The sequence below is a fragment of the Mesorhizobium sp. M0663 genome (assembly GCF_040320585.1).
GTDB lineage: Bacteria > Pseudomonadota > Alphaproteobacteria > Rhizobiales > Rhizobiaceae > Mesorhizobium.
The window spans coordinates 186608-206805 of record NZ_JAMYPX010000005.1 but is presented as its reverse complement, the minus strand read 5'-3'; the positions used below and the strand labels follow the sequence as shown (position 1 = coordinate 206805).

The following is a 20198-nucleotide window of genomic DNA, read 5'->3' as shown; positions in this document are numbered from 1 at the left end:
GGGGGAGGGACGCCAATCGCAAAGGACCAAGCCAATGCCCCGCGTTCTCGTCTCAGACAAACTTTCCACCACCGCCGTGCAGATCTTCAGGGATCGCGGCATCGAGGTCGACTATTTGCCGGATCTCGGCAAGGACAAGGAAAAACTGCTAGAAGTGATCGGCCAGTACGATGGGCTGGCCATCCGCTCGGCGACCAAGGTCACGGAGAAGCTGATCAATGCTGCGACCAGGCTGAAGGTCGTGGGCCGCGCCGGCATCGGCGTCGACAATGTCGACATACCGGCGGCGAGCCGCAAGGGCATCATCGTGATGAACACGCCCTTCGGCAATTCGATCACCACCGCCGAGCATGCCGTTGCCATGATCTTCGCGCTGGCCCGCCAGATACCGGAGGCCAACGCCTCGACGCATGCCGGCAAATGGGAAAAGAACCGCTTCATGGGTGTCGAGATCACCGGCAAGACGCTGGGCATCATCGGCTGCGGCAATATCGGTTCGATCGTCGCTACGCGCGGCGTCGGCCTGAAGATGCATGTCATCGCCTTCGATCCATTCCTGTCGGACAGCCGCGCCGAGGAGCTCGGCGTCGAAAAGGTCGAGCTCGACGAGCTGTTCGCCCGCGCCGACTTCATCACGCTGCACACGCCGCTTACCGACAAGACGCGCAACATCATCGACGCCGCGGCGATCGCCAAGATGAAGACCGGCGTGCGTATCATCAACTGCGCCCGTGGCGGGCTGATCGTCGAGGCCGACCTGATCGCGGCGCTGAAGAGCGGCAAGGTGGCCGGCGCCGGCATCGACGTGTTCGAGGTCGAACCGGCGGACAACAACGCACTGTTCGGCATGGAGAATGTCGTGGCGACGCCGCATCTCGGCGCGTCGACCACCGAAGCGCAGGAGAATGTCGCCCTGCATGTCGCCGAGCAGATGTCCGACTATTTGATCAAGGGCGCCGTTTCCAACGCCATCAACATGCCGTCGATCACCGCCGAAGAGGCGCCGCGGCTGAAACCTTTCGTCAAGCTTGCCGAAGTGCTCGGCGCCTTTGTCGGACAGGTCACCGAGGATCCGATCAAGGAGGTCGAGATACTGTTCGACGGCTCGACCGCGACTATGAACACGCGCGCGCTGATCAGTGCCACCCTTGCCGGGCTGATCCGGCCGCAGGTCTCCGACGTCAACATGGTGTCGGCGCCGATCATGGTGAAGGAGCGCGGCATCATCGTCGCCGAGGTCAAGCGTGACAAGTCGGGCGTGTTCGACGGCTATATCAAGCTGACGGTCAAGACCGAGCACAGGACGCGCTCGATCGCCGGCACCTGTTTCTCGGACGGCAAGCCGCGCTTCATCCAGATCAAGGGCATCAATCTCGACGCCGAGGTCGGCCAGCACATGCTCTACACGACCAATGCCGACGCGCCCGGCATCATCGGCCTGCTCGGCACGGTGTGCGGCGAGAACGGCGTCAACATCGCCAACTTCCAGCTCGGCCGCAACCGGCCGGGCGGCGATGCCATCGCATTGCTCTATCTCGATGCGCCGTTCCCGGAAAACGTGTTGGCGCAGGTGCGCTCGCACAAGTCGATCGACTCCGCCAAGCGGCTGCATTTCGATGTGGGGATAGCCTGAAATTCGGTCGCCCCGTGAGCAGCAGCACGCGGGGCGGTGGAACGTCGCGGCAAGCGACTTCATTCAGCAGCGGATGCCGCCATCTTCCGTCCGCTGTATTCGGCGAGGCTGATGCCACCGAGCACCAGCGCGAGAGCCAGCGCCTGATAGAGCTGGAATGTCTCACCGACAATCAGCACCGATAGCAGCGTACCGAAGATCGGCACCAGATTGATGAACAGGCCGGCCCGGTTGGCGCCGATCAGCTCGTTGCCCCTGATATAGAAGATCTGCGAGATCACCGAAGCACCGATGGCGGTATAGAACGCGACCGCCCAGCCGCGGGCATCGGGGACGATGACCTTGCCGGCGGCAATCTCCCACAGGAAGAAAGGCAGCGATGTGACGAGTGCGGCAACCGACAGCGCCAGCATCAGGCTCTGCCAGCGGATGACCGGCTTCAGCCGCAACCCCACCGAATAGAAGGAGTAGCAAAGCACGGCGACCAGCATGATCGCGTCGCCAAAGTTGAGATCCAGCTTGAGAAGCTGGCGCAGGTCGCCATGGCTCGCCGTCACCGCGACGCCAATGATGGTCAGCACGACGCCAGCTATCTGCACCCGGTTCACCCGCAGGCGAAACAGCACGAAATTGGCGATGATGATCACGATCGGTATCGCCGCCTGCTCGATCGAGACGTTGATCGCCGTCGTGTAGTTGAGCGCCGTGTAGAAGATCGCATTGAAAAAGGCGAAGCCGCAAGCGCCGAGCCCGCCAAGCAGCAACCAGTGCCTGCGCACCACCGGCCAGTCTTGGCGTAGCGTTCCCCAGCCGATCGGCAGCAGGATCAGAACCGCCAGCAGCCAACGCAGGAAGACCAGCGTCATCGGCGAGATATGACCGACCGCCAGCTTTCCCGCCACGGAGTTGCCGCCCCACAGCAAGGTGGTGCACAGCAGGAACAGATAGGCGGCTCGATGCATCGTGAACTCCCGGCCAGGCAGAGGGAATTTGACGGTCGGTGTGGGCCTATTGCGACCGCCAGCCCAAGTAAATGATGTCAAAGGCGAAAATTGTTGTGCCTCGGAGCGTTTTGGGCGGCAAAGAGTGGTCGCGCTCGCCGGGTCTTGACGCTATAGAGCGACGTGCGTGCAATTGGACGCTACAAAGTACGCGTCGGAAGGCTTTAATCTCGCGTCGTGCTTTTCCGAAAATCGATTCCGATTTTGGGGGCCGATGCGATAGAGGCCTATCGTTTCGAATTGTTTCAAGCTGCTCGTGCGGCGTCTCAAGGGAAAAGAAATATGGCCAATGTGGTGGTCGTCGGCTCGCAATGGGGCGATGAGGGCAAAGGCAAGATCGTAGACTGGCTGTCGGAGCGCGCCGATGTTGTCGTGCGCTTCCAGGGCGGCCACAATGCCGGCCACACGCTGGTCGTCGACGGCAAGGTCTACAAGCTGTCGCTGCTGCCGTCCGGCGTGGTGCGGCAAGGCAAGCTTTCCATCATCGGCAATGGCGTCGTCTTCGATCCGCACGCTTTCGTCGCGGAGGTTGCGAAATTGAAGGCGCAGGGCGTCGAGGTGACGCCAGACCGCCTGAAAATAGCCGAAAACACCGCGCTTATCCTGTCCTTGCACCGGGAGCTGGACGGATTTCGCGAGGACGCCGCTTCCAATTCCGGAACGAAGATCGGCACGACCCGTCGCGGCATCGGTCCCGCCTATGAAGACAAGGTGGGCCGGCGCGCGGTCAGGGTGATGGATTTGGCGGATTTGGAAACGCTGCCCTTGAAGGTCGACAGGCTGCTGACGCACCACAATGCGCTGCGGCGCGGGCTCGGCCATGCCGAGGTCACGCATGAGGCGATCATGAGCGAGCTGATCTCGGTGGCCGACGAGATCCTGCCCTATATGGACCGCGTCTGGAAAATCCTCGACGACAAGCGCCGCGCCGGCGAGCGCATCCTGTTCGAGGGCGCGCAAGGCACGTTGCTCGACATCGACCACGGCACCTATCCGTTCGTCACCTCGTCCAATACGGTTGCCGGTCAGGCCGCCGCCGGGTCGGGTGTCGGGCCGGGCGCCATCGGCTATGTGCTCGGCATCACCAAGGCCTATACGACGCGCGTCGGCGAAGGCCCGTTTCCAACCGAACAGAAGAACGAGATCGGCGAGTTCCTGGGCACGCGCGGCCATGAATTCGGCGTCGTCACCGGCCGCAAGCGGCGCTGCGGCTGGTTCGATGCCGTGCTGGTCCGCCAGGCCGTTGCCGTCAACGGCATCAAGGGCATTGCGCTGACCAAGCTCGATGTGCTCGATGGGCTGGACGAGATCAAGGTCTGTACCGGCTACCGATTCGACGGCGAGGCGATCGATTACCTGCCGGCCAGCCAGGGTGCGCAGGCCCGCGTCGAACCGGTCTACGAGACGCTGGAGGGGTGGAAAGGCACCACTGCCGGCGCGCGCAGCTGGAACGACCTGCCGGCCCAGGCGGTGAAGTACGTCCGCTACATCGAAGAGCTGATCGGCGCGCCGGTCGCACTCCTTTCCACCAGCCCTGAACGGGACGACACGGTACTTGTGACCGATCCGTTTCAAGACTAGTTTCTCAGCCTTCCGGGCATTGCGGCTGATTTGCGGGGGCCGGCCCAGAAACAAATGCAGGTCGACTGACGTATGGTAGATTTTGTTCCTATTCTGAAAAAGGCGCTCGATAAACTCGGTGAGCCGTCGGCGGAAGTGCGCGCCAGGGTCTATGACAGGGCCCGTTCGTCAATCGCGAAACAACTCGAAGAGAAGGCCACGATGACGCCTTCCGATGTCGACCGGCAGATGCGTGCACTGGAAGACGCCATCGCCAAAGTCGAGCGGGACTATGCCAAGCCTGCGCCGCCACCCGACCCGCTGGCGGAACTGGAGGACATCTTCTCCTCCATCGACCGCAACAAGAACCAGTCCAGCCATATCCGACAGCCAGCAAAGACGGAGCCGGCATGGCAGCCGGCCAAGACCGAGCCGGCAAAGACCGGGCCGGCCTGGCAGCCCGCGCCCGCCAAGGCGGCGCCGAACTGGCAAAAGCCGCAGCCCGTCGCTCTTTCTCAGGAGCGCGCTGGTCCGCCGCCGTCCGATATGGATCTTCCGACGGCTGACGGCCAAGACGGCGTTTTTCGGGGCGACGACTTTTCCAACGGCGGCGGCCCCGCGGAGGACAGGTTCCAGCGGCTCCATCCTGCCGAGCGCAGGCGTAGCTATGGCGGTGTGATCGCCGCCGCCATTGCCTTGCTCGTCATTGCCGGTGGTGGCTATGGCATCTGGCTGAACAAGGATGCGTTCGGCAGCATGCTCGGCCTCGACTCGACCAAAGCCGTCGCCACCGAACCGCTGGTAAAACCAGCCCCGCCCAAGCCGGAGGCCGATGCGGCCGTACCGGCCGCCGCGCCTCCGACGGAGGCCGGCGAGGGCGCGAAGTTCACGCAGCGCCTGACGCCCGAGGGCCACGAAGTCGATCCCGGCCCCGCGGCCGGGCAGGCGGGCATCGGCGAAGGCGAATCCGTCGCTGCACTGACCACGCCGCCATCGGCCGCACAAGCGCCGACCACCCCGGCACCCGCCGCGCCGGCACCGGCCGCACCCGCCGACACGCAAGCCACGGCCAATGCTCCAGCAGTCGATGGGTCCGCTGCACCAACTCCCGCAACGCCGCCCGCCAACGGGGCAGCAGCGCCTGCAGCGGCCGCCCCGCCGCCCGCACCGGCAGCGGCACCAACGGCAGTTCCGCCGCAAGCCACGTTGGCCGTCGGCCAGAAGGCGATCTTCTACGAGGAGCGCACCAGCACCGCTCAAGGCTCGGCCGAGCCCGGCAACATCGTCTGGTCGCTGGTGCAGGAATCGCCCGGCGGCGACCTGCCACCCGAGCCGGCGATCCGCGCCGAGGCGACCATTCCAGGCAAGGATATCCAGTTGCGCATGACGATCCGTCGCAACACCGACCAGACGCTGCCGGCCAGCCATATTATCGAGATGATCTTCCTGACGCCTGACGGCTTCGAGGGCGGCGGCGTGGACAACATCCTGCGTGTCGCCATGAAGGGCTCCGAGCAGGATGCCGGAAGCCCGCTGATCGGCATCCCGGCCAAGATCGCCGACGGTTTCTTCCTGGTTGCGCTCAACGATACCAAGGCGGATGAAGACGCCAATCTGACCTTGCTCAGAGGCCAGGACTGGATCGACGTGCCGGTCGTCTACAAGACCGGGCGGCGGGCGCTGCTCACCATGGAAAAGGGCATTCCAGGCGAGAAGGTGTTCGACGAGGCGCTAAAGGCCTGGCAGACAAAGACGGCGGGGTGAGGCCGGCTCACCAGCCCAACGCCTCTCTGGCTCAGAAGCCTTGGAACAGCATGTCGAGCGCGCTCACGATGTCGTCGTGATGGCGAGAAAGATTTCCTTCGGCAACGGGCAATTCAGAGGTCATCAAGGCTGACAGGAATTGAGTGACCATGACATGGTCCTTACCGTTGATGGTGAAGATAGGGTTTAGCCGGCGGCCCGGCACTGGGGCCTTATTGGCTGGCATCAGCGGGACGATGACTTTCGTGTCGAGCCGTCCCAGAAGGTCGGATTGGACATCGAGAAGGTAACCGTCGCCTTCGGCACTCTGGTAGAAATCATAACGTGCCATCAAAACAGCCGGTGCTTGGCCAGAGGCAAGCCGTTGCGCCTGACATAGTCATTCGAACTGTCGATCGCTTCCTTGTTTTCCTCCTGCCACCGGCGGTTTTTTTCGGCCGAAATCGCCTTGGCGATGCCCTCTTCCGCAGCGCGGGATATATTGATGCCCAACGCCTTGGCATCCTCGATCAATCGGGAGTCGATCGATGTATTAACCGACTTTCTTTGGGTTTTTGGATTCGATTGCAGCATACAGCCGCTCCCATTTATGCGCATAATGTAGGCGCATATGAGCGTGCATGCAACCTCTCATCCCTCCATCTCTTCCCTTAGCATCTCGAGTTCCAGCCATTCCTCCTCGAGCGCTGCCAGTGTGACGCGCTCCTTGTCGAGCGCGGCAATCGTCTTCTGGAACGAGGCCGGGTCGCGCTCGTAATAGGCCGGATCGGCGATGTTGTTCTCCAGCCGCGAGATCGAGGCCGACACCGCCTCGATCTTCTTGGGTAAGGTTTCCAGCGCGAATTTCTGCTTGAACGACAGTTTCTTGGCCGGGCCCTTCGGTGCGGCCGCTTCGTTCCTGCTTGCCGCCGTCGCTTCACCGGCTTCTGCTTTTGGCCGCGCCCTGCGGTCGTCCAGCCTGGTGCCGCCGCGCTGCGCCAGCATGTCGGAATAGCCGCCGGCATATTCGATCCAGCGGCCGTCGCTATCCGGCGCGATGATGCTGGTCACGGTGCGGTCGAGGAAATCGCGATCGTGGCTGACCAGGATCACCGTGCCGGCAAAACCGGCGACCAGTTCCTGCAGCAGCTCCAGCGTCTCCATGTCGAGGTCGTTGGTCGGCTCGTCGAGCACAAGCAAGTTTGCCGGCCGCGCCAAAACGCGTGCGAGAATCAGCCGTGCCCGCTCGCCGCCCGAAAGCTCGCGCACCGGCGTGCGCGCCTGTTCCGGCTTGAACAGGAAGTCTTTCATGTAAGAGACGACGTGGCGCTGCTCGCCATTGATGACGAGGTTCTCGCCGCGCCCGTCGGTCAGATACTGCGCCAATGTCTCCTGCGGGTCGACGGCTTCGCGCTTCTGGTCGAGCGTGGCGATCTCCAGATTTGTGCCGAGCCGCACCGTGCCCGCGTCCGGCTTCAATTCGCCGGTCAGCATCTTCAACAGCGTCGTCTTGCCGGCGCCGTTCGGCCCGACCAGACCGACGCGATCGCCGCGCTGGATGCGGGTCGAGAATCCCTTGACCACGGTCAGATCGCCAAAGCTCTTCTCGATGTTCTTGGCTTCGATCACCAGTTTGCCGGATTCGGCGGCGTCGCTGGCTGTCATCGTCGCCGCACCCTCGGCGCCGCGGTGGCCGCGAAAGCGCTGGCGCATGATCTGCAACTCACCGAGCCGGCGCATGTTGCGCTTGCGCCTTGCCGTCACGCCATAGCGCAGCCAGTGCTCCTCACGCACGATCTGGCGGCCGAGCTTGTGCTGCTCGCGCTCTTCCTCCTCCAGCACCGTGTCGCGCCATTCCTCGAAATAGGCAAAGCCCTTGTCGAGACGGCGAGTCTGGCCGCGGTCGAGCCAGATTGTGGCGCGCGACACGCGTTCGAGAAAACGGCGGTCATGCGAGATGACGACCAGTGCCGAGGAGGTGCGGGCAAGCTCCTCCTCCAGCCATTCGATGACCGAAAGGTCAAGATGATTGGTCGGCTCATCGAGGAGGAGAATGTCGGGCTCCGGCGCCATGACGCGGGCGAGGGCGGCGCGCCGCGCCTCGCCGCCGGAGAGATCGTTCGGCCGTTCCTCGCCGGTCAGGCCGAGATGCTCCATCAGATAGGTGGCGCGGTAGGGATCGTCGGCCGGCCCGAGCCCCGCCTCGACATAGGCGCGGACAGTCGCAAAGCCGTCCATGTCGGGCATTTGCGGCAAGTAGCGCACGGTCGCCGAAGGCTGGCGGAAGACTTCGCCGTCCTGCGGTTCGATCAGCCCGGCGGCGATCTTGAGGAGCGTCGACTTGCCAGAGCCGTTGCGGCCGACCAGGGCGATCTTGTCGCCAGCAGAGGCCGTCAGGGCGGCACCGTCGAGCAGCGGCGTGCCGCCAAAGGTCAGCTTTATCCCGTCGAGATTGAGAATTGGCGGCGCCATGTCGGCTTTCTGGGCTCAGCTTTCCGGAAGAGGATAGGGATGTGCGAGCAGCAGCGCGCGGCCGCTGGCCAGCGCGATTTCCAACCGGCCCCTGACCTCGTTGGAAATGGTCAGCGAGGAGCCGAACGCAACCTCGACACGGTCGAGCGGCCATTTGGCACCGGTGACGCTCAGGCCGGCGAGATCGGAGAAGCCGAGCACCGAAAACAGCGTGCCGTCGGCATAGTCGAAGCCAGTCTTTCCCGGCAGCAAGGGAATGCCTTCCTGTGCGCCGCTGGTCAAAAGCACTTCCGTCCCGCCTTCCGCCAGCCGGACGCTTAGCGCCAGATGCAGGAAGATGTGGTCGGTGCGTTTGCCGCCGAAGGCGCCTGCGAGCACAAGGCTTGTCGCACCGCGTTCGAGCGCGGCGGCGATAGCGAGTTCACCGTCGGTCTTGTCCTTTTCAGCGGGAAACACCTGCCGTGGCACGGCGGCCAGATCTTCCGGCAAATCGGCAGGCACCGAATCGAAATCGCCGACCCAGAGTTCCGGCCTCAGGCCCAGCATACGGGCATGGCCGATGCCGGAGTCGGCAGCGATGACACGCGAGCCTTCGACCTGGCGGTCGAGCAGCGGCGTGCGGATGAGATCGCCGCCAAGCAGGATGGTGAATGTGCTCATATCTCGTGGCCCTTACCAGCCCTGCCCCGGAAACGGAAGATGAAACGGCAGACGAAACGGAAGGCTGGGCTTTGGATGCCCGGCAAACTTCCGCTTGCGCAGCACTTCGGCCGGGCCTATGTGTCGCAACGCTCTAACGGGGTGCCGGACGCGATTTTCGCGGACCGGCTGAGAGGCAAGACTGCCAACCCGCTGAACCTGATCCGGTTTGTACCGGCGGAGGGATTAGACGTTTCGGACAGCCCGACGCCTCAATTCCTTTCAACGCGAACGAAGGAGGCGCCGATGCGCAGTTTTTTCCACTCTCTTGTCTCAATTGTCCTGCTTGCGGCATCCGCGCTCGCCTTGCCAGGGCAGGCATCGGCACAGGATAGACTGATGGTCTATACCTATGAAAGCTTCACCGCCGATTGGGGTCCGGGACCGGCGGTGAAGAAGGCCTTCGAGGCCGAATGCAGTTGCGTCGTCGAATTCGTCTCGGTCGCCGACGGCGTGGCGCTGCTCAACCGTGTGAAGCTGGAAGGCGCCGCGACCAAGGCCGATATCGTACTTGGCCTCGATACCAATTTGACGGCGGATGCCAAGGCAACCGGCCTGTTTTCGCCGCATGGCGCAATATCGGGCGTCAGTGTGCCGGGCGGCTGGAGCGACGATATTTTCGTGCCGTTCGACTATGGCTATTTCGCCGTCGTCTACGATACCGAAAAACTGAAGAGCCCGCCGAAGAGCCTCAGGGAATTGGTCGAGGGCGATGCCGGAGAGAAGATCGTCATCCAGGATCCGCGCACCTCGACGCCGGGCCTTGGCCTGCTGCTGTGGGTCAAGTCGGTCTATGGCGACAAGGCGCCGGAAGCCTGGGCCAAACTCAAGGCGAAGGTGCTGACGGTAACGCCGGGCTGGAGCGAGGCCTACGGCCTGTTCACCAAGGGCGAGGCGCCGATGGTGCTGTCCTACACCACCTCGCCGGCCTACCACATGGTCGCCGAAAACACCGAGCGCTACCAGGCGGCGTCCTTCGAGGAGGGCGAATATCTGCAGATCGAGGTTGCGGGGATCACCACCAAGGGTGCGAAGAACCCGCTGGCAGAAAAGTTCATTGCCTTCATGACCGGACCGAAATTCCAGGATGTCATTCCCGAAACCAACTGGATGTTCCCGGCCGGCAAAACCGACAAGCCGCTCAACCCGGCGTTCGACAAGCTGGTCAAGCCGACCAAGACCTTGCTGTTCAGCCCGGAAGACGTCGCGGCCAACCGCAAGGCCTGGGTCGATGAGTGGCTTGCGGCGATGAGCAAGTAGGGCTCAAGCCTCGTCGGATGTTTACGCCAAGCCACCCCCCTCTGGCCTGCCGGCCATCTCCCCCTCAAGGGGGGAGATCGGCAGCTTTGTCGCCTCTCCTCGTCCTGCCACTTGTGAGATTGGCGAAGGCGGCTGAGTGCGCAATCTCCCCCCTTGAGGGGGAGATGGCCGGCAGGCCAGAGAGGGGTGGGCTCGGCCATTGTCAGGTATTTCCTTCGATCAACGCCTGTCTCGGGTAGCGCGACATGCGTACGCGTCATCCGGCCGATCCCCGCGTCACCGCCGGCATCGTCGCGCTCGCTGCCATCGCGCTGCTTATCGGCGGAGCATTCGCCGGGCTCCTCGTCGAAGCTACGCGCGACCTGTCCGGCGCCGCTTCCGCCTTCGATTCCTATCTCCTGCGTGTTGCCCGCTTCACGCTCTGGCAGGCTCTGTTGTCGACCCTGCTCTCCGTCGCACCGGCGCTGTTCGTCGCGCGCGCCCTGTCGCGGCATCCGCGTTTTTTCGGGCGAGGCTTCATCCTCCAGCTTTTCGCCGTGCCGCTGGCGCTGCCGGCCATTGTTGCCGCACTCGGTGTCTTGGCACTCTATGGCCGCGCCGGGTATTTCGCCGGCACGCTCGGCGCGATTGGCGGGCAGAGCTGGCCCGGCATCTATGGCCTGTCGGGCATTCTCGTCGCCCACGTCTTCTTCAACCTGCCGCTGGCGACGCGGCTGTTCCTGGAAGCGCTGCAGACCGTGCCGGCCGACCAATGGCGGCTGGCGAGCCAGCTTGGCATGGGGGCTGCGCCGGCCTTCCGGCTGATCGAATGGCCGCCGCTGCGTGCGGCCTTGCCGGGCGTTGCCGGGCTCGTTTTCATGCTGTGCATCACCTCCTTCACCATCGTGCTTACGCTCGGCGGCGGACCCAGAGCGACGACGCTGGAGGTTGCCATCTACCAGGCGCTGCGTTTCGACTTCGACCCGGCGCGGGCTGTGACGCTGACCCTGCTGCAGATTGCCCTGACCTTCGTCGTCGTGCTGGCCTTGACGCGGCTCGGCGCCAATATGGTCGGGGATGCCAATCTGCCGGTGGCGCCGCGCCGGTATTTTTCAGCCGGTGCGGCCGAGACCGTGCTGAACCCATTGGCGATCGGGCTCGCACTGCTGTTTGTCGCCGGGCCGATGGCGGCCACGTTGGCAGCCGGGCTTGGCGCCGATCTCGGCCGCCTGGCCGGCGAGAGCGCGGTGCGGCAAGCGACGGCGACCAGTGCCGTACTCTCCCTCCTATCGGCGCTGCTCTCTGTGGCGTTGTCGCTGTCGCTGGTCGTGGCGCGCCGGGCGCTGGCGCTCACCCGGCGGCAGGGCCGGCGGACACTGCTCGAACATCTGGCCGACACCGGTGCGGGGTTCGTCCTGGTGGTGCCGCCCATCGTCATCGGCGCCGGCTGGTTCCTGCTCTTGCGCACCGTCGGCGATGTCTTTGCGATCGCCCCTGTCATGGTCGTTACGGTCAATGCGGTGATGGCGATGCCGTTCGCCATCCGCGCCATTCGCCCTGCCTATGACGCGGCGAGCGAACGCCACGAACGGCTCTGCGCACAGCTTGGTATCTTGGGCTGGAACCGGTTGCGGCTGGTCGACTGGCCGTCGCTGCGGCGGCCGCTCGCCACCGGCTTCGCGTTCGCCATGGCGCTGTCGCTCGGCGATCTCGGCGTCATTGCGCTATTCGGCAGCGATTCCGTGCAGACCTTGCCCTATCTGCTGCTGGCGCGCATGGGCAGTTACCGCACCGAGGATGCGGCCGGCCTGGCGCTGCTGCTCGGCCTTGTCTGCCTGGCGCTGGTGTTGGCCGCGGACTGGCTGGGAAGGGGCGAGAAATCATGATGCCGACCAGCCCGGAACGGTCCATTTCGGTGGAAAAAGGCGCGGCCGTACGACTCGATAATGTCTCGTTCAGCTATGGTGAAACGCCGCTTATATTCGATGTCGATTTCCCGGCGTCGGAAATCACCGCCATTATGGGGCCGAGCGGTTCGGGAAAGTCGACGCTGCTCAATCTGGTGGCCGGCTTCGAGACGCCGCGGTCGGGCCGCGTGCTGATCGGCGGCGCCGACGTCAGCACTGCGCCGCCATCAGCGCGGCCGGTATCGATGGTGTTCCAGGAAAACAACCTGTTTGCCCATCTTTCCCTCGAGCAGAATGTCGGGCTCGGCCGCTCGCCTTCGCTCAGGCTGAGCGAGGCTGACCGCGCCGCAATCGCCGCAGCGCTGAAGCGCGTCGGCCTTGCCGGCAAGGAAAGCCGGCTGCCGCGCGAACTCTCGGGCGGCGAGCGGCAGCGCGTCGCGCTCGCCCGCGTCCTGGTGCGCGACCGGCCGGTGCTGTTGCTCGACGAGCCGTTCGCTTCGCTCGGACCGGCACTGCGCGACGACATGCTCGACCTGGTGGCCGACGTCCATTCGGAGCAGCGCATGACGGTGCTATTCGTCACGCACCAGCCGGACGATGCGCGCCGTATCGGCCAAAACATGGTTTTCCTGGATGGTGGCACGGTTGCCGCGACGGGCACCGCGGCCGATTTTTTCGTCGGGGCTGGACCGGAGGCATTCCGACGCTATATCGGCTCGGGTCCCTTTGCGGCTGGATCACGAGATGTTGCCCGGAAGCGGACATAATTTATGGTCAAACCGGCGGAAGGCGAAGCGGCGCTTGCTTGCCATGGTCGAGGTAGTGTGGCTAGGTCCGCCAGGAGCTGGTCCGGCCTAGACCGTGATTTGCCCTTGCTGCCTCGTATCTGTCGGACGCACGAAGGACGCCGTAGCACTTGATTTTGCGCGTGATGCTTTCCGGAAATCGCGCCCGATTTTCGCGGTCACGTGCCAGGACTTGAAAGGACGCCGATCTGCCGACCGGCATCGACAATCGGAGGGTGAAACCGCTGGCGCGCTTTCTGGCGCTGGCCGGTCTTGCCGTGGCGCTGGCAAGCTGCCAGATGTTCACGCCTCCCGACGTGCAGGAATCGGGCTTCCAGCCCTCCGACAAGCCGATCACGGTCGACAATGTCGCCGCCAACGGCAAGCTCGCTCAACTGGCGAAGGCGCAGCACCCGCGCATCCTCGCCACCTATGGCGGCGAGTATTCCGACCCCAAGCTCGAGCGCATGGTGGCCAAGATCGTCGGCAGACTGACCGTGGTGTCGGCCAACCCAACCCAGACCTACCGCATCACCATCCTCAACTCGCCCAACGTCAATGCCTTCGCGCTGCCGGGCGGCTATCTCTACATCACCCGCGGGCTGCTGGCGCTGGCCAACGATTCCGCCGAGCTTGCCGCCGTCATCGCGCATGAGATGGGCCACGTTACGGCCAACCACGGCCTGCAGCGCCAGCAGCTGGAAGCCGAGGAGGGGTTGGCGACCAAGGTCGTTTCGGATGTGCTCGGCGACAACCCGACGGCCAAGGCGGCGCTGATCCGCGGCAAGCTGAGGCTGGCCCAGTTCTCGCGCAATCAGGAGCTGGAGGCCGACGCCATCGGCATCAAGTCGATCGGCGAAGCCGGTTTCGATCCCTACGCCGCCGGCCGCTTCCTGCAGTCGATGTCGGCCTATACCGATTTCCGCTCGATCAGCGGCGCCACCGACGCCAGCCTCGACTTCCTGGCGACGCACCCCAACACGCCGCAGCGTATCGACCTCGCGCAGCGCCACGCCCGCCAGTTCGGCGCGCCCGGTGTCGGGTCGCGCGACCGCGATTCATTTCTTGCCGGCGTAGACGGGCTACTTTACGGCGACACGCCGGAGGAAGGCTATGTGCGCGGCGAAACCTTCCTGCACCCTGGCCTCGGCGTGTCGTTCTCGGTGCCCAACGGCTTCGTCATCGACAATTCGGCGGCGGCGGTGACGGCGACCGGCCCGGGCGACATGGCGATCCGCTTCGACGGCGTTTCGATCGACAAGAACCGCTCGCTGACCGACTACATCCGCAGCGGCTGGGTTGCCGGCCTCGACGACAGCAGCGTGCGCCAGGAGACGATCAACGGCAACGAAGCGGCAACCGCGCATGCCGGCGCCGACGGCTGGCAATTCGACATTGCGGTGATCCGCGCCGGCGGCCAGGTCTACCGCTTGCTGACCGCGGCACCGTCGGCCAGCACCTCGCTGAGCACGGTGGCGCGCTCGGTCAGCGGCTCGTTCCGCATCCTGAGTGCTGCCGAGAAGGCGGCGTTGAAGCCACTGCGTATCCGCATCGTCACGGTGCAGCCCGGCCAGACAATGGGCTCCCTGGCCGCACAGATGGTCGGCGTCGACCGCAAGCTGGATTTGTTCAGGGTGCTCAACGCGCTGTCGCCGGGTGCCGCGGTTTCGGCCGGCGACAAGGTCAAGATCGTCACCGACAAATAGCAGCCGACGCAATTCAGGCTGCGAGAAATTCCGGGTTCTGCTTTACCAGCGCCGCCTTGAGCTTTTCCATGGCGCGCGCCTCGATCTGGCGGACACGTTCCTTGGAGATGCCGAGCGTCTCGCCGAGCGCTTCGAGCGTCGCGCCCTCGTCGCTCAGCCGGCGCTCCTCGATAATCCTGAGCTCGCGCGCATTGAGAGCGCCGAGTGCCGTCTTCAGCCACACCGAGCGGCGTTCGACGTCGATCGTATCGCCGACGACCTCATCGGGCAGCGGGTCATCCGAAACCAGGAACTCCATCCGCTCGGTTGCGCCCGCATCGTCGGCTAGCGGCGTGTTGAGCGAGCTGTCCGGCGCCGAAAGGCGGGAATCCATCATCGCCACATCGGCCTCCGATACCCCGAGAGCCGCCGACACTTCGCGGTAGAGCGTGGCATTCGACATCTGCTCGGCGCCGTTTGCCAGGCGGGCGCGCAGACGCCGCAGGTTGAAGAACAGCGCCTTTTGCGCCGAGCTCGTGCCGCCGCGCACGATCGACCAGTTGCGCAGGATATAGTCCTGCATCGAGGCGCGAATCCACCAAGTCGCGTAGGTCGAGAACCGCACCTCGCGCTCGGGCTCGAAACGGGCCGCTGCCTCCAGCAGCCCGACATGGCCTTCCTGGATCAGGTCGCCCAGCGGAAGGCCGTAGTGGCGAAACCGCGACGCCATGGAAATGACCAACCGCATATGCGCGACGGTGATGCGGTGCAGCGCGTGCTGGTCATTGTTTTCCTTCCAGCGCAGCGCCAGGAGATGCTCTTCGTCACGTTCCAGATAAGGGGCTTTCATCGCCGCGCGAACCATGGTCCGTCCTGCACTGTCTTCCATCATGCCGCGCTCCTGCTCCAGGCGTTGCGGTGCGATCGAATCGTGAGTTGGCGCCGATGGTTGAAATGGCGGCGCCGCGCCCTACAACAGCGAAGAACGTGCCATGCGGGGGAATGTTCCCCCGGACTGTCATGTCGATTGCGCTGTTCCAGGCGATTCGCCACCGGCCTTGGCTCAGCCGGATGGCGCCCGGAGATGCTGGTTGAGAATTGGATTTCAAGGGCGCGAGATTTTTGAAATTTAGTTTCTTATTCTGGCATCGCGCATCTGTCATTTTCCGGCACTCGCAATGACGCCGGACATCGGCCAAGGACGGGATCACAGAAAAATGAAATGGCTCAAATCGCTCATCATCGCCGGAACGCTGCAGGTTCTGGCCATCGCCGCCGGTCACGCCGGCGCCAATCTCGACCAGATCAAGCAGTCCGGCGTCTTCAAGGTCGGCACGGAAGGAACCTATGCGCCCTTCACCTATCATGATGCTTCCGGCGCGCTGGTCGGCTTCGACGTCGAGATCGCGCGGGCTATCGCCGAGCGCCTCGGCGTCAAAGCCCAGTTCCTCGAAGGCAAATGGGACGGGCTGATCGCCGGTCTCGATGCCAACCGCTACGATGCCGTCATCAACGAGGTCGGCATCACCGAGGCGCGCAAGGCCAAATATGATTTCTCCGATCCTTACATCGCCTCCAAGGCGGTGCTGATCGTGCGCGGCGACAACACCGACATCAAGGGTTTCGCCGATCTCAAGGGCAAGAAGGCGGCGCAGTCGTTGACCTCGAATTTCGGCAAGCTGGCTGAAACCAACGGCGCCGAGCTCGTCGGCACCGACGGCTTCGACCAGTCGATCCAGCTGCTTCTCACCGGCCGCGCCGACGCCACCATCAACGACAGCCTGTCCTTCCTCGACTTCAAGAAGCACAAGCCCGACGCCAATGTGAAGATTGCCGCGCAGGAAGAAAACGCCGACTATTCCGGCGTCATCGTACGCAAGGGCGATCCGGAACTGGTGGCCGCCATCAATAAGGCGCTGGCCGACATCAAGGCCGACGGCACCTACCAGAAAATCGCCGACACCTATTTCGGCCAGGACGTTTCAAAGTAACCGGCTTTTCTCGTGTGGGCCGAATGCCGGCCCGCGTCGTTCATATCGCGGCGAGCTGTCTTTGACGGCCCGCCGCTTTCGCGTGATATGAGCGACGGCAATCTGGCAAGGAGGAGCCTTCGTGCCGCACTGGCTGCAATTGATGCTGGAATCCCTGCCTACGCTGCTGTGGGCTGCACTGATCTTCACCGTGCCGTTGACGCTGCTGTCGTTTGCATTCGGTCTTGTCCTAGGCCTGGTCGTGGCGCTTGTCCGGCTGTTCGGTCCCAAACCGCTGGTCGCCGTGGTCCGCTTCTACGTCTGGATCTTCCGCGGCACGCCGCTTCTCGTGCAACTGTTCCTTATCTTCTACGGCCTGCCATCGGTCGGCATCCTGCTCGACGCCTTTCCGGCAGCACTGATCGGCTTCACCTTGAACATCGGCGCCTATTCGTCGGAAATCATCCGCGCCGTCATCGGTTCGGTACCGAAGGGCCAGTGGGAAGCGGCCTATTCGATCGGCATGACCTGGGCCCAGGCAATGCGGCGCACCATTCTTCCACAGGCGGGGCGCGTCGCGGTGCCGCCGCTGTCCAACACCTTCATCTCGCTGGTCAAGGACACTTCGCTCGCCGCCGCCATCACCGTGCCGGAGATGTTCCAGGCAGCGCAGCGCATCGTCGCCACCACCTATGAGCCGCTGATCCTCTATGTCGAGGCAGCGGCCCTCTATCTGGTCATGAGCTCCGTGCTGTCGGCCTTGCAGGCGCGGCTGGAAACGCGGCTCAACCGTTATGGCGGCTTCCTGGAGGCGCGCGCATGATCGGCCTCACCAACATCGAAAAGCGTTTCGGCGACAATTTGGTGCTGAAGGGCGTCACCGTCACCATCGAGGAAGGCAGCGTTACGGCGCTTGTCGGGCCGTCGGGCGGAGGGAAGAGCACGCTTTTGCGCTGCATCAACCTGCTCGAGCTGCCGACTTCAGGCACGGTACGGATCGGCGACGATGCACTCGAATTCCACCCCGGCGGCAGGGTCTCGACCAGGGATATCCAGCGGCTGCGGCTGCAGACCGGCATGGTGTTCCAGAATTTCCAGTTGTTTCCGCATCGCACTGCGATCGAGAACATCATGGAGGGGCTGGTGACGGTGCTGAAATGGCCCAAGGAGAGGGCGCGCGAACGGGCGCTGGCCCTGCTCGAAAAAGTCGGCATGGCGCACAAGGCCGATGCCTGGCCGGCGACCCTGTCAGGTGGCCAGCAGCAGCGCGTGGCGATTGCCCGGGCGCTGGCGCCTTCGCCGAAGGTCCTGCTCTGCGACGAGCCGACCTCGGCACTCGATCCGGAACTGGCGCAGGAGGTGGTCGACGTGCTCGGCAAGCTCGCCAGCGAGGGCACGACCATGGTGATGGCGACGCATGACCTGCGGCTCGCCTCCAAGATCGCGCGGGAAGTGGTGTTCCTCGATGCCGGCAACATCGTCGAACAAGGCCCGGCCGCGGTGCTGTTCAGCAACCCGGAACGCCAGCGGACCAAGCGGTTCATTGCCACGCTGAAGCACGAGGCGGAAAGGGAGGGCGGCGAAGGTTAGATATGCCCGTCGCCGGTCAGCTAAGATAAAAAAACCCGGCGCGAGGCCGGGTTTTTCTGAATTCGAAGACGAGAAAAGCTCAAGCAGCTTCTTCCTGCTCGGCTTCCTCGTTGTCGGCCTTAGCGCCGCGCTTCGGGCCCTTGTTGAGGTTCACCTCGATGAGGCGCACCGCTTCGGTCTCCGACATGCGGTTGACGGCCGCGATCTCGCGGGCCATGCGGTCAAGCGCCGCCTCGTAGAGCTGGCGCTCGGAATAGGACTGCTCCGGCTGGTTATCGGCGCGGTAAAGGTCGCGCACCACTTCCGAGATCGAGATCAGATCGCCGGAGTTGATCTTGGCATCATATTCCTGGGCGCGGCGTGACCACATGGTGCGCTTGACGCGGGCGCGGCCCTGCACGACCTTCAGCGCGCGCTCGACATAATCCTCTTCCGACAGCTTGCGCATGCCGATCGAGGTCGCCTTGGCGACCGGCACCTTGAGGCGCATCTTGTCCTTCTGGAAGTCGATGACGAACAACTCCAGCTTGTGGCCCGCGACTTCCTGCTCATCGATCGAGACGATCTGGCCGACACCATGCGCCGGATAGACGATGTACTCGCCGGTCTTGAAACCGTGGCGCGCTGCGGTGGACTTCTTCTGCGGGGTGATCGTTGCCATTACGCCCTGAACTCCTTGTTGTGGTACCGGCATCGTGCCGGCCCGAACTCGTGCGACCGGGGTGACCGGTCCTTAGCCACACAACGATGAACTCACCGGAAAGGCCAGGACCGGCAAATCGCAACATTGCGACCGCCTGCCCCAGATCGCTCTGGTCCGGATTGAGAAATTCACCTTTCAGTGATTTGGGGCGTTTGCGCCATAAATCGACGTTGTGTCACCGGCATGTTTGGTTGATATAACACAAAAAGTCGGAAGAATCAAGGTTTTGCTGCACGCGCGAAGGCCACGCGCCGTCGCCGCCTGTCAAGGCAGTTAATGTATCACGTCTGTTACGCGGCGTCAGGCCGCCGCAGCCGGCAGGCTCGTCAGTCGCCTTCGCCGGGCTCGGCGGAGAAATATTTCTCGAACTTGCCAGTTTCGCCATCGAAATTTTTAGCGTCGGCCGGCGGCTCCTTCTTGGCGGTGATGTTGGGCCATTTCTCGGCATATTCGGTGTTGATCTGCAGCCATTTGTCGAGACCCGACTCGGTGTCGGGCTTGATCGCGTCGGCCGGGCATTCCGGTTCGCAGACACCGCAATCGATGCACTCGTCCGGGTGGATGACGAGCATGTTCTCACCTTCGTAGAAGCAGTCGACCGGACAGACCTCGATGCAGTCCATGTATTTGCATTTTATGCAATTGTCGGTCACGACATAGGTCATTGGTCGGCTCCGGGACGTCCCATTTTATTGGGCTTTTTTGGTGAGGTAACGCCTTTGTCCGCTGGTGGCAAGGGCGGCCCCTGCCAGCGGTGCCGCGGTTTCCGGAATGGAATTCCGGAAGGCCGGCAAAGCGGGCGTTCGACCTTGCTCAATCGTCGCCGAGCAGGTGGTCGGTCTGGCGGCGTTCCTTCTTCGTCGGGCGACCGCTGCCGGCCTCGCGCAACGGCGGCACCGCATCCGGAAGCGCCTCGTCCTTGGGCGCGGGGGGCGGCGACATGTCCTCGTAGAGCAGGCGGGCCTCTTCGGCCGGGCCACGCCGTACGCCGGTGCCAAGGACTTTCCAGACGGAGATCCGCCGCTCCAGCGTGATGGTCAAAACGTCGCCCGGCCGGACCGTATCGGAGGCCTGCGCTGCTTTGTCGCGATTGATGCGGACGCGTCCGGCGACGACCAGCTTGGCTGCCAGCGTGCGCGATTTTACCGCGCGCGAGAAGAACAGCCACTTGTCGATGCGCTGGCGGGCATCAGTGACCATTGGACGAGCAG

Annotated in this window: 19 protein-coding genes and 1 riboswitch; of the genes, 10 read left to right on the top strand and 9 right to left on the bottom strand. The window is 63.8% G+C overall.

Annotated features, from left to right (window positions below; translation table 11 throughout):
* The first annotated feature begins 34 nt into the window (after positions 1–34).
* Positions 35–1633, top strand: coding sequence for a phosphoglycerate dehydrogenase (serA, locus tag NKI54_RS13220; RefSeq protein ID WP_352450817.1), 1599 nt, complete (start codon positions 35–37; stop codon positions 1631–1633).
* Between the two features lie 59 nt (positions 1634–1692).
* Here the strand turns inward: serA and NKI54_RS13215 are convergent, their stop codons facing one another.
* Complete coding sequence (locus NKI54_RS13215) at positions 1693–2595, bottom strand: DMT family transporter (RefSeq protein ID WP_352621094.1); 903 nt, start codon at positions 2593–2595, stop codon at positions 1693–1695.
* A 321-nt stretch (positions 2596–2916) separates the two neighbouring features.
* On the opposite strand from NKI54_RS13215, the gene NKI54_RS13210 reads away from it, so the two are divergent.
* Together NKI54_RS13210 and NKI54_RS13205 are read left to right on the top strand one after the other, a co-directional pair.
* Positions 2917–4215 (top strand): adenylosuccinate synthase, encoded by a 1299-nt coding sequence (locus NKI54_RS13210; RefSeq protein WP_352691666.1) that lies wholly within the window; start codon positions 2917–2919, stop codon positions 4213–4215.
* 72 nt (positions 4216–4287) lie between these two features.
* Positions 4288–5958 carry a hypothetical protein gene (locus tag NKI54_RS13205; RefSeq protein WP_352691665.1) on the top strand — a complete coding sequence of 557 codons (1671 nt, stop codon included), beginning with the start codon at positions 4288–4290 and terminating at the stop codon, positions 5956–5958.
* Positions 5959–5989: 31 nt separating this feature from the next.
* Here the strand turns inward: NKI54_RS13205 and NKI54_RS13200 are convergent, their stop codons facing one another.
* The 4 genes from NKI54_RS13200 to NKI54_RS13185 are packed head-to-tail and all read right to left on the bottom strand — an operon-like array spanning position 5990 to position 9069.
* Positions 5990–6289, bottom strand: coding sequence for a CcdB family protein (locus NKI54_RS13200; protein ID WP_023680566.1), 300 nt, complete (start codon positions 6287–6289; stop codon positions 5990–5992).
* Positions 6289–6531, bottom strand: coding sequence for a type II toxin-antitoxin system CcdA family antitoxin (locus NKI54_RS13195; RefSeq protein WP_031213215.1), 243 nt, complete (start codon positions 6529–6531; stop codon positions 6289–6291). The genes NKI54_RS13200 and NKI54_RS13195 overlap by 1 nt, the downstream gene beginning before the upstream one ends.
* Positions 6532–6588: 57 nt before the next feature.
* Positions 6589–8409, bottom strand: a complete 1821-nt coding sequence (locus NKI54_RS13190; RefSeq protein ID WP_352691663.1) for an ABC-F family ATP-binding cassette domain-containing protein — start codon at positions 8407–8409, stop codon at positions 6589–6591.
* 15 nt (positions 8410–8424) lie between these two features.
* Complete coding sequence (locus tag NKI54_RS13185; RefSeq protein WP_352691661.1) at positions 8425–9069, bottom strand: thiamine diphosphokinase; 645 nt, start codon at positions 9067–9069, stop codon at positions 8425–8427.
* 127 nt (positions 9070–9196) lie between these two features.
* Positions 9197–9311: riboswitch (TPP riboswitch) on the top strand.
* A gap of 43 nt (positions 9312–9354) precedes the next feature.
* Here NKI54_RS13185 and thiB point away from each other — a divergent pair.
* The 4 genes from thiB (at position 9355) to NKI54_RS13165 (ending at position 14745) form a co-directional block, all read left to right on the top strand.
* Positions 9355–10368 carry a thiamine ABC transporter substrate binding subunit gene (gene thiB / locus NKI54_RS13180; protein ID WP_352691659.1) on the top strand — a complete coding sequence of 338 codons (1014 nt, stop codon included), beginning with the start codon at positions 9355–9357 and terminating at the stop codon, positions 10366–10368.
* Positions 10369–10613: 245 nt separating this feature from the next.
* Complete coding sequence (gene thiP / locus NKI54_RS13175) at positions 10614–12233, top strand: thiamine/thiamine pyrophosphate ABC transporter permease (RefSeq protein ID WP_352691657.1); 1620 nt, start codon at positions 10614–10616, stop codon at positions 12231–12233.
* Positions 12230–13021, top strand: a complete 792-nt coding sequence (gene thiQ, locus NKI54_RS13170) for a thiamine ABC transporter ATP-binding protein (protein WP_352569612.1) — start codon at positions 12230–12232, stop codon at positions 13019–13021. The genes thiP and thiQ overlap by 4 nt, the downstream gene beginning before the upstream one ends.
* A 254-nt stretch (positions 13022–13275) precedes the next feature.
* On the top strand, positions 13276–14745 hold the full coding sequence (locus tag NKI54_RS13165; protein ID WP_023680559.1) for a M48 family metalloprotease: 1470 nt from the start codon (positions 13276–13278) through the stop codon (positions 14743–14745).
* Between the two features lie 13 nt (positions 14746–14758).
* Here the strand turns inward: NKI54_RS13165 and NKI54_RS13160 are convergent, their stop codons facing one another.
* Positions 14759–15616 (bottom strand): RNA polymerase factor sigma-32, encoded by an 858-nt coding sequence (locus NKI54_RS13160; protein WP_023680558.1) that lies wholly within the window; start codon positions 15614–15616, stop codon positions 14759–14761.
* A 325-nt stretch (positions 15617–15941) separates the two neighbouring features.
* On the opposite strand from NKI54_RS13160, the gene NKI54_RS13155 reads away from it, so the two are divergent.
* The 3 genes from NKI54_RS13155 to NKI54_RS13145 all read left to right on the top strand — a co-directional run bounded on the left by NKI54_RS13155 (position 15942) and on the right by NKI54_RS13145 (position 18284).
* Positions 15942–16715, top strand: coding sequence for an amino acid ABC transporter substrate-binding protein (locus NKI54_RS13155; RefSeq protein ID WP_023721021.1), 774 nt, complete (start codon positions 15942–15944; stop codon positions 16713–16715).
* Between the two features lie 121 nt (positions 16716–16836).
* Complete coding sequence (locus NKI54_RS13150; RefSeq protein ID WP_023721020.1) at positions 16837–17517, top strand: ABC transporter permease subunit; 681 nt, start codon at positions 16837–16839, stop codon at positions 17515–17517.
* Positions 17514–18284: an amino acid ABC transporter ATP-binding protein gene (locus NKI54_RS13145; protein ID WP_352452513.1), complete on the top strand. Its 771-nt coding sequence runs from the start codon at positions 17514–17516 to the stop codon at positions 18282–18284. The genes NKI54_RS13150 and NKI54_RS13145 overlap by 4 nt, the downstream gene beginning before the upstream one ends.
* A 79-nt stretch (positions 18285–18363) precedes the next feature.
* Here the strand turns inward: NKI54_RS13145 and NKI54_RS13140 are convergent, their stop codons facing one another.
* The 3 genes from NKI54_RS13140 to NKI54_RS13130 form a co-directional block, all read right to left on the bottom strand.
* Complete coding sequence (locus NKI54_RS13140; protein ID WP_006327799.1) at positions 18364–18945, bottom strand: CarD family transcriptional regulator; 582 nt, start codon at positions 18943–18945, stop codon at positions 18364–18366.
* A 368-nt stretch (positions 18946–19313) separates the two neighbouring features.
* Positions 19314–19652 carry a ferredoxin FdxA gene (gene fdxA / locus NKI54_RS13135; protein WP_352619743.1) on the bottom strand — a complete coding sequence of 113 codons (339 nt, stop codon included), beginning with the start codon at positions 19650–19652 and terminating at the stop codon, positions 19314–19316.
* A gap of 148 nt (positions 19653–19800) precedes the next feature.
* A complete protein-coding gene (locus NKI54_RS13130; protein WP_352634187.1) occupies positions 19801–20187 on the bottom strand; it encodes an RNA-binding S4 domain-containing protein in 387 nt (128 codons plus the stop codon).
* Positions 20188–20198 lie beyond the last annotated feature (11 nt).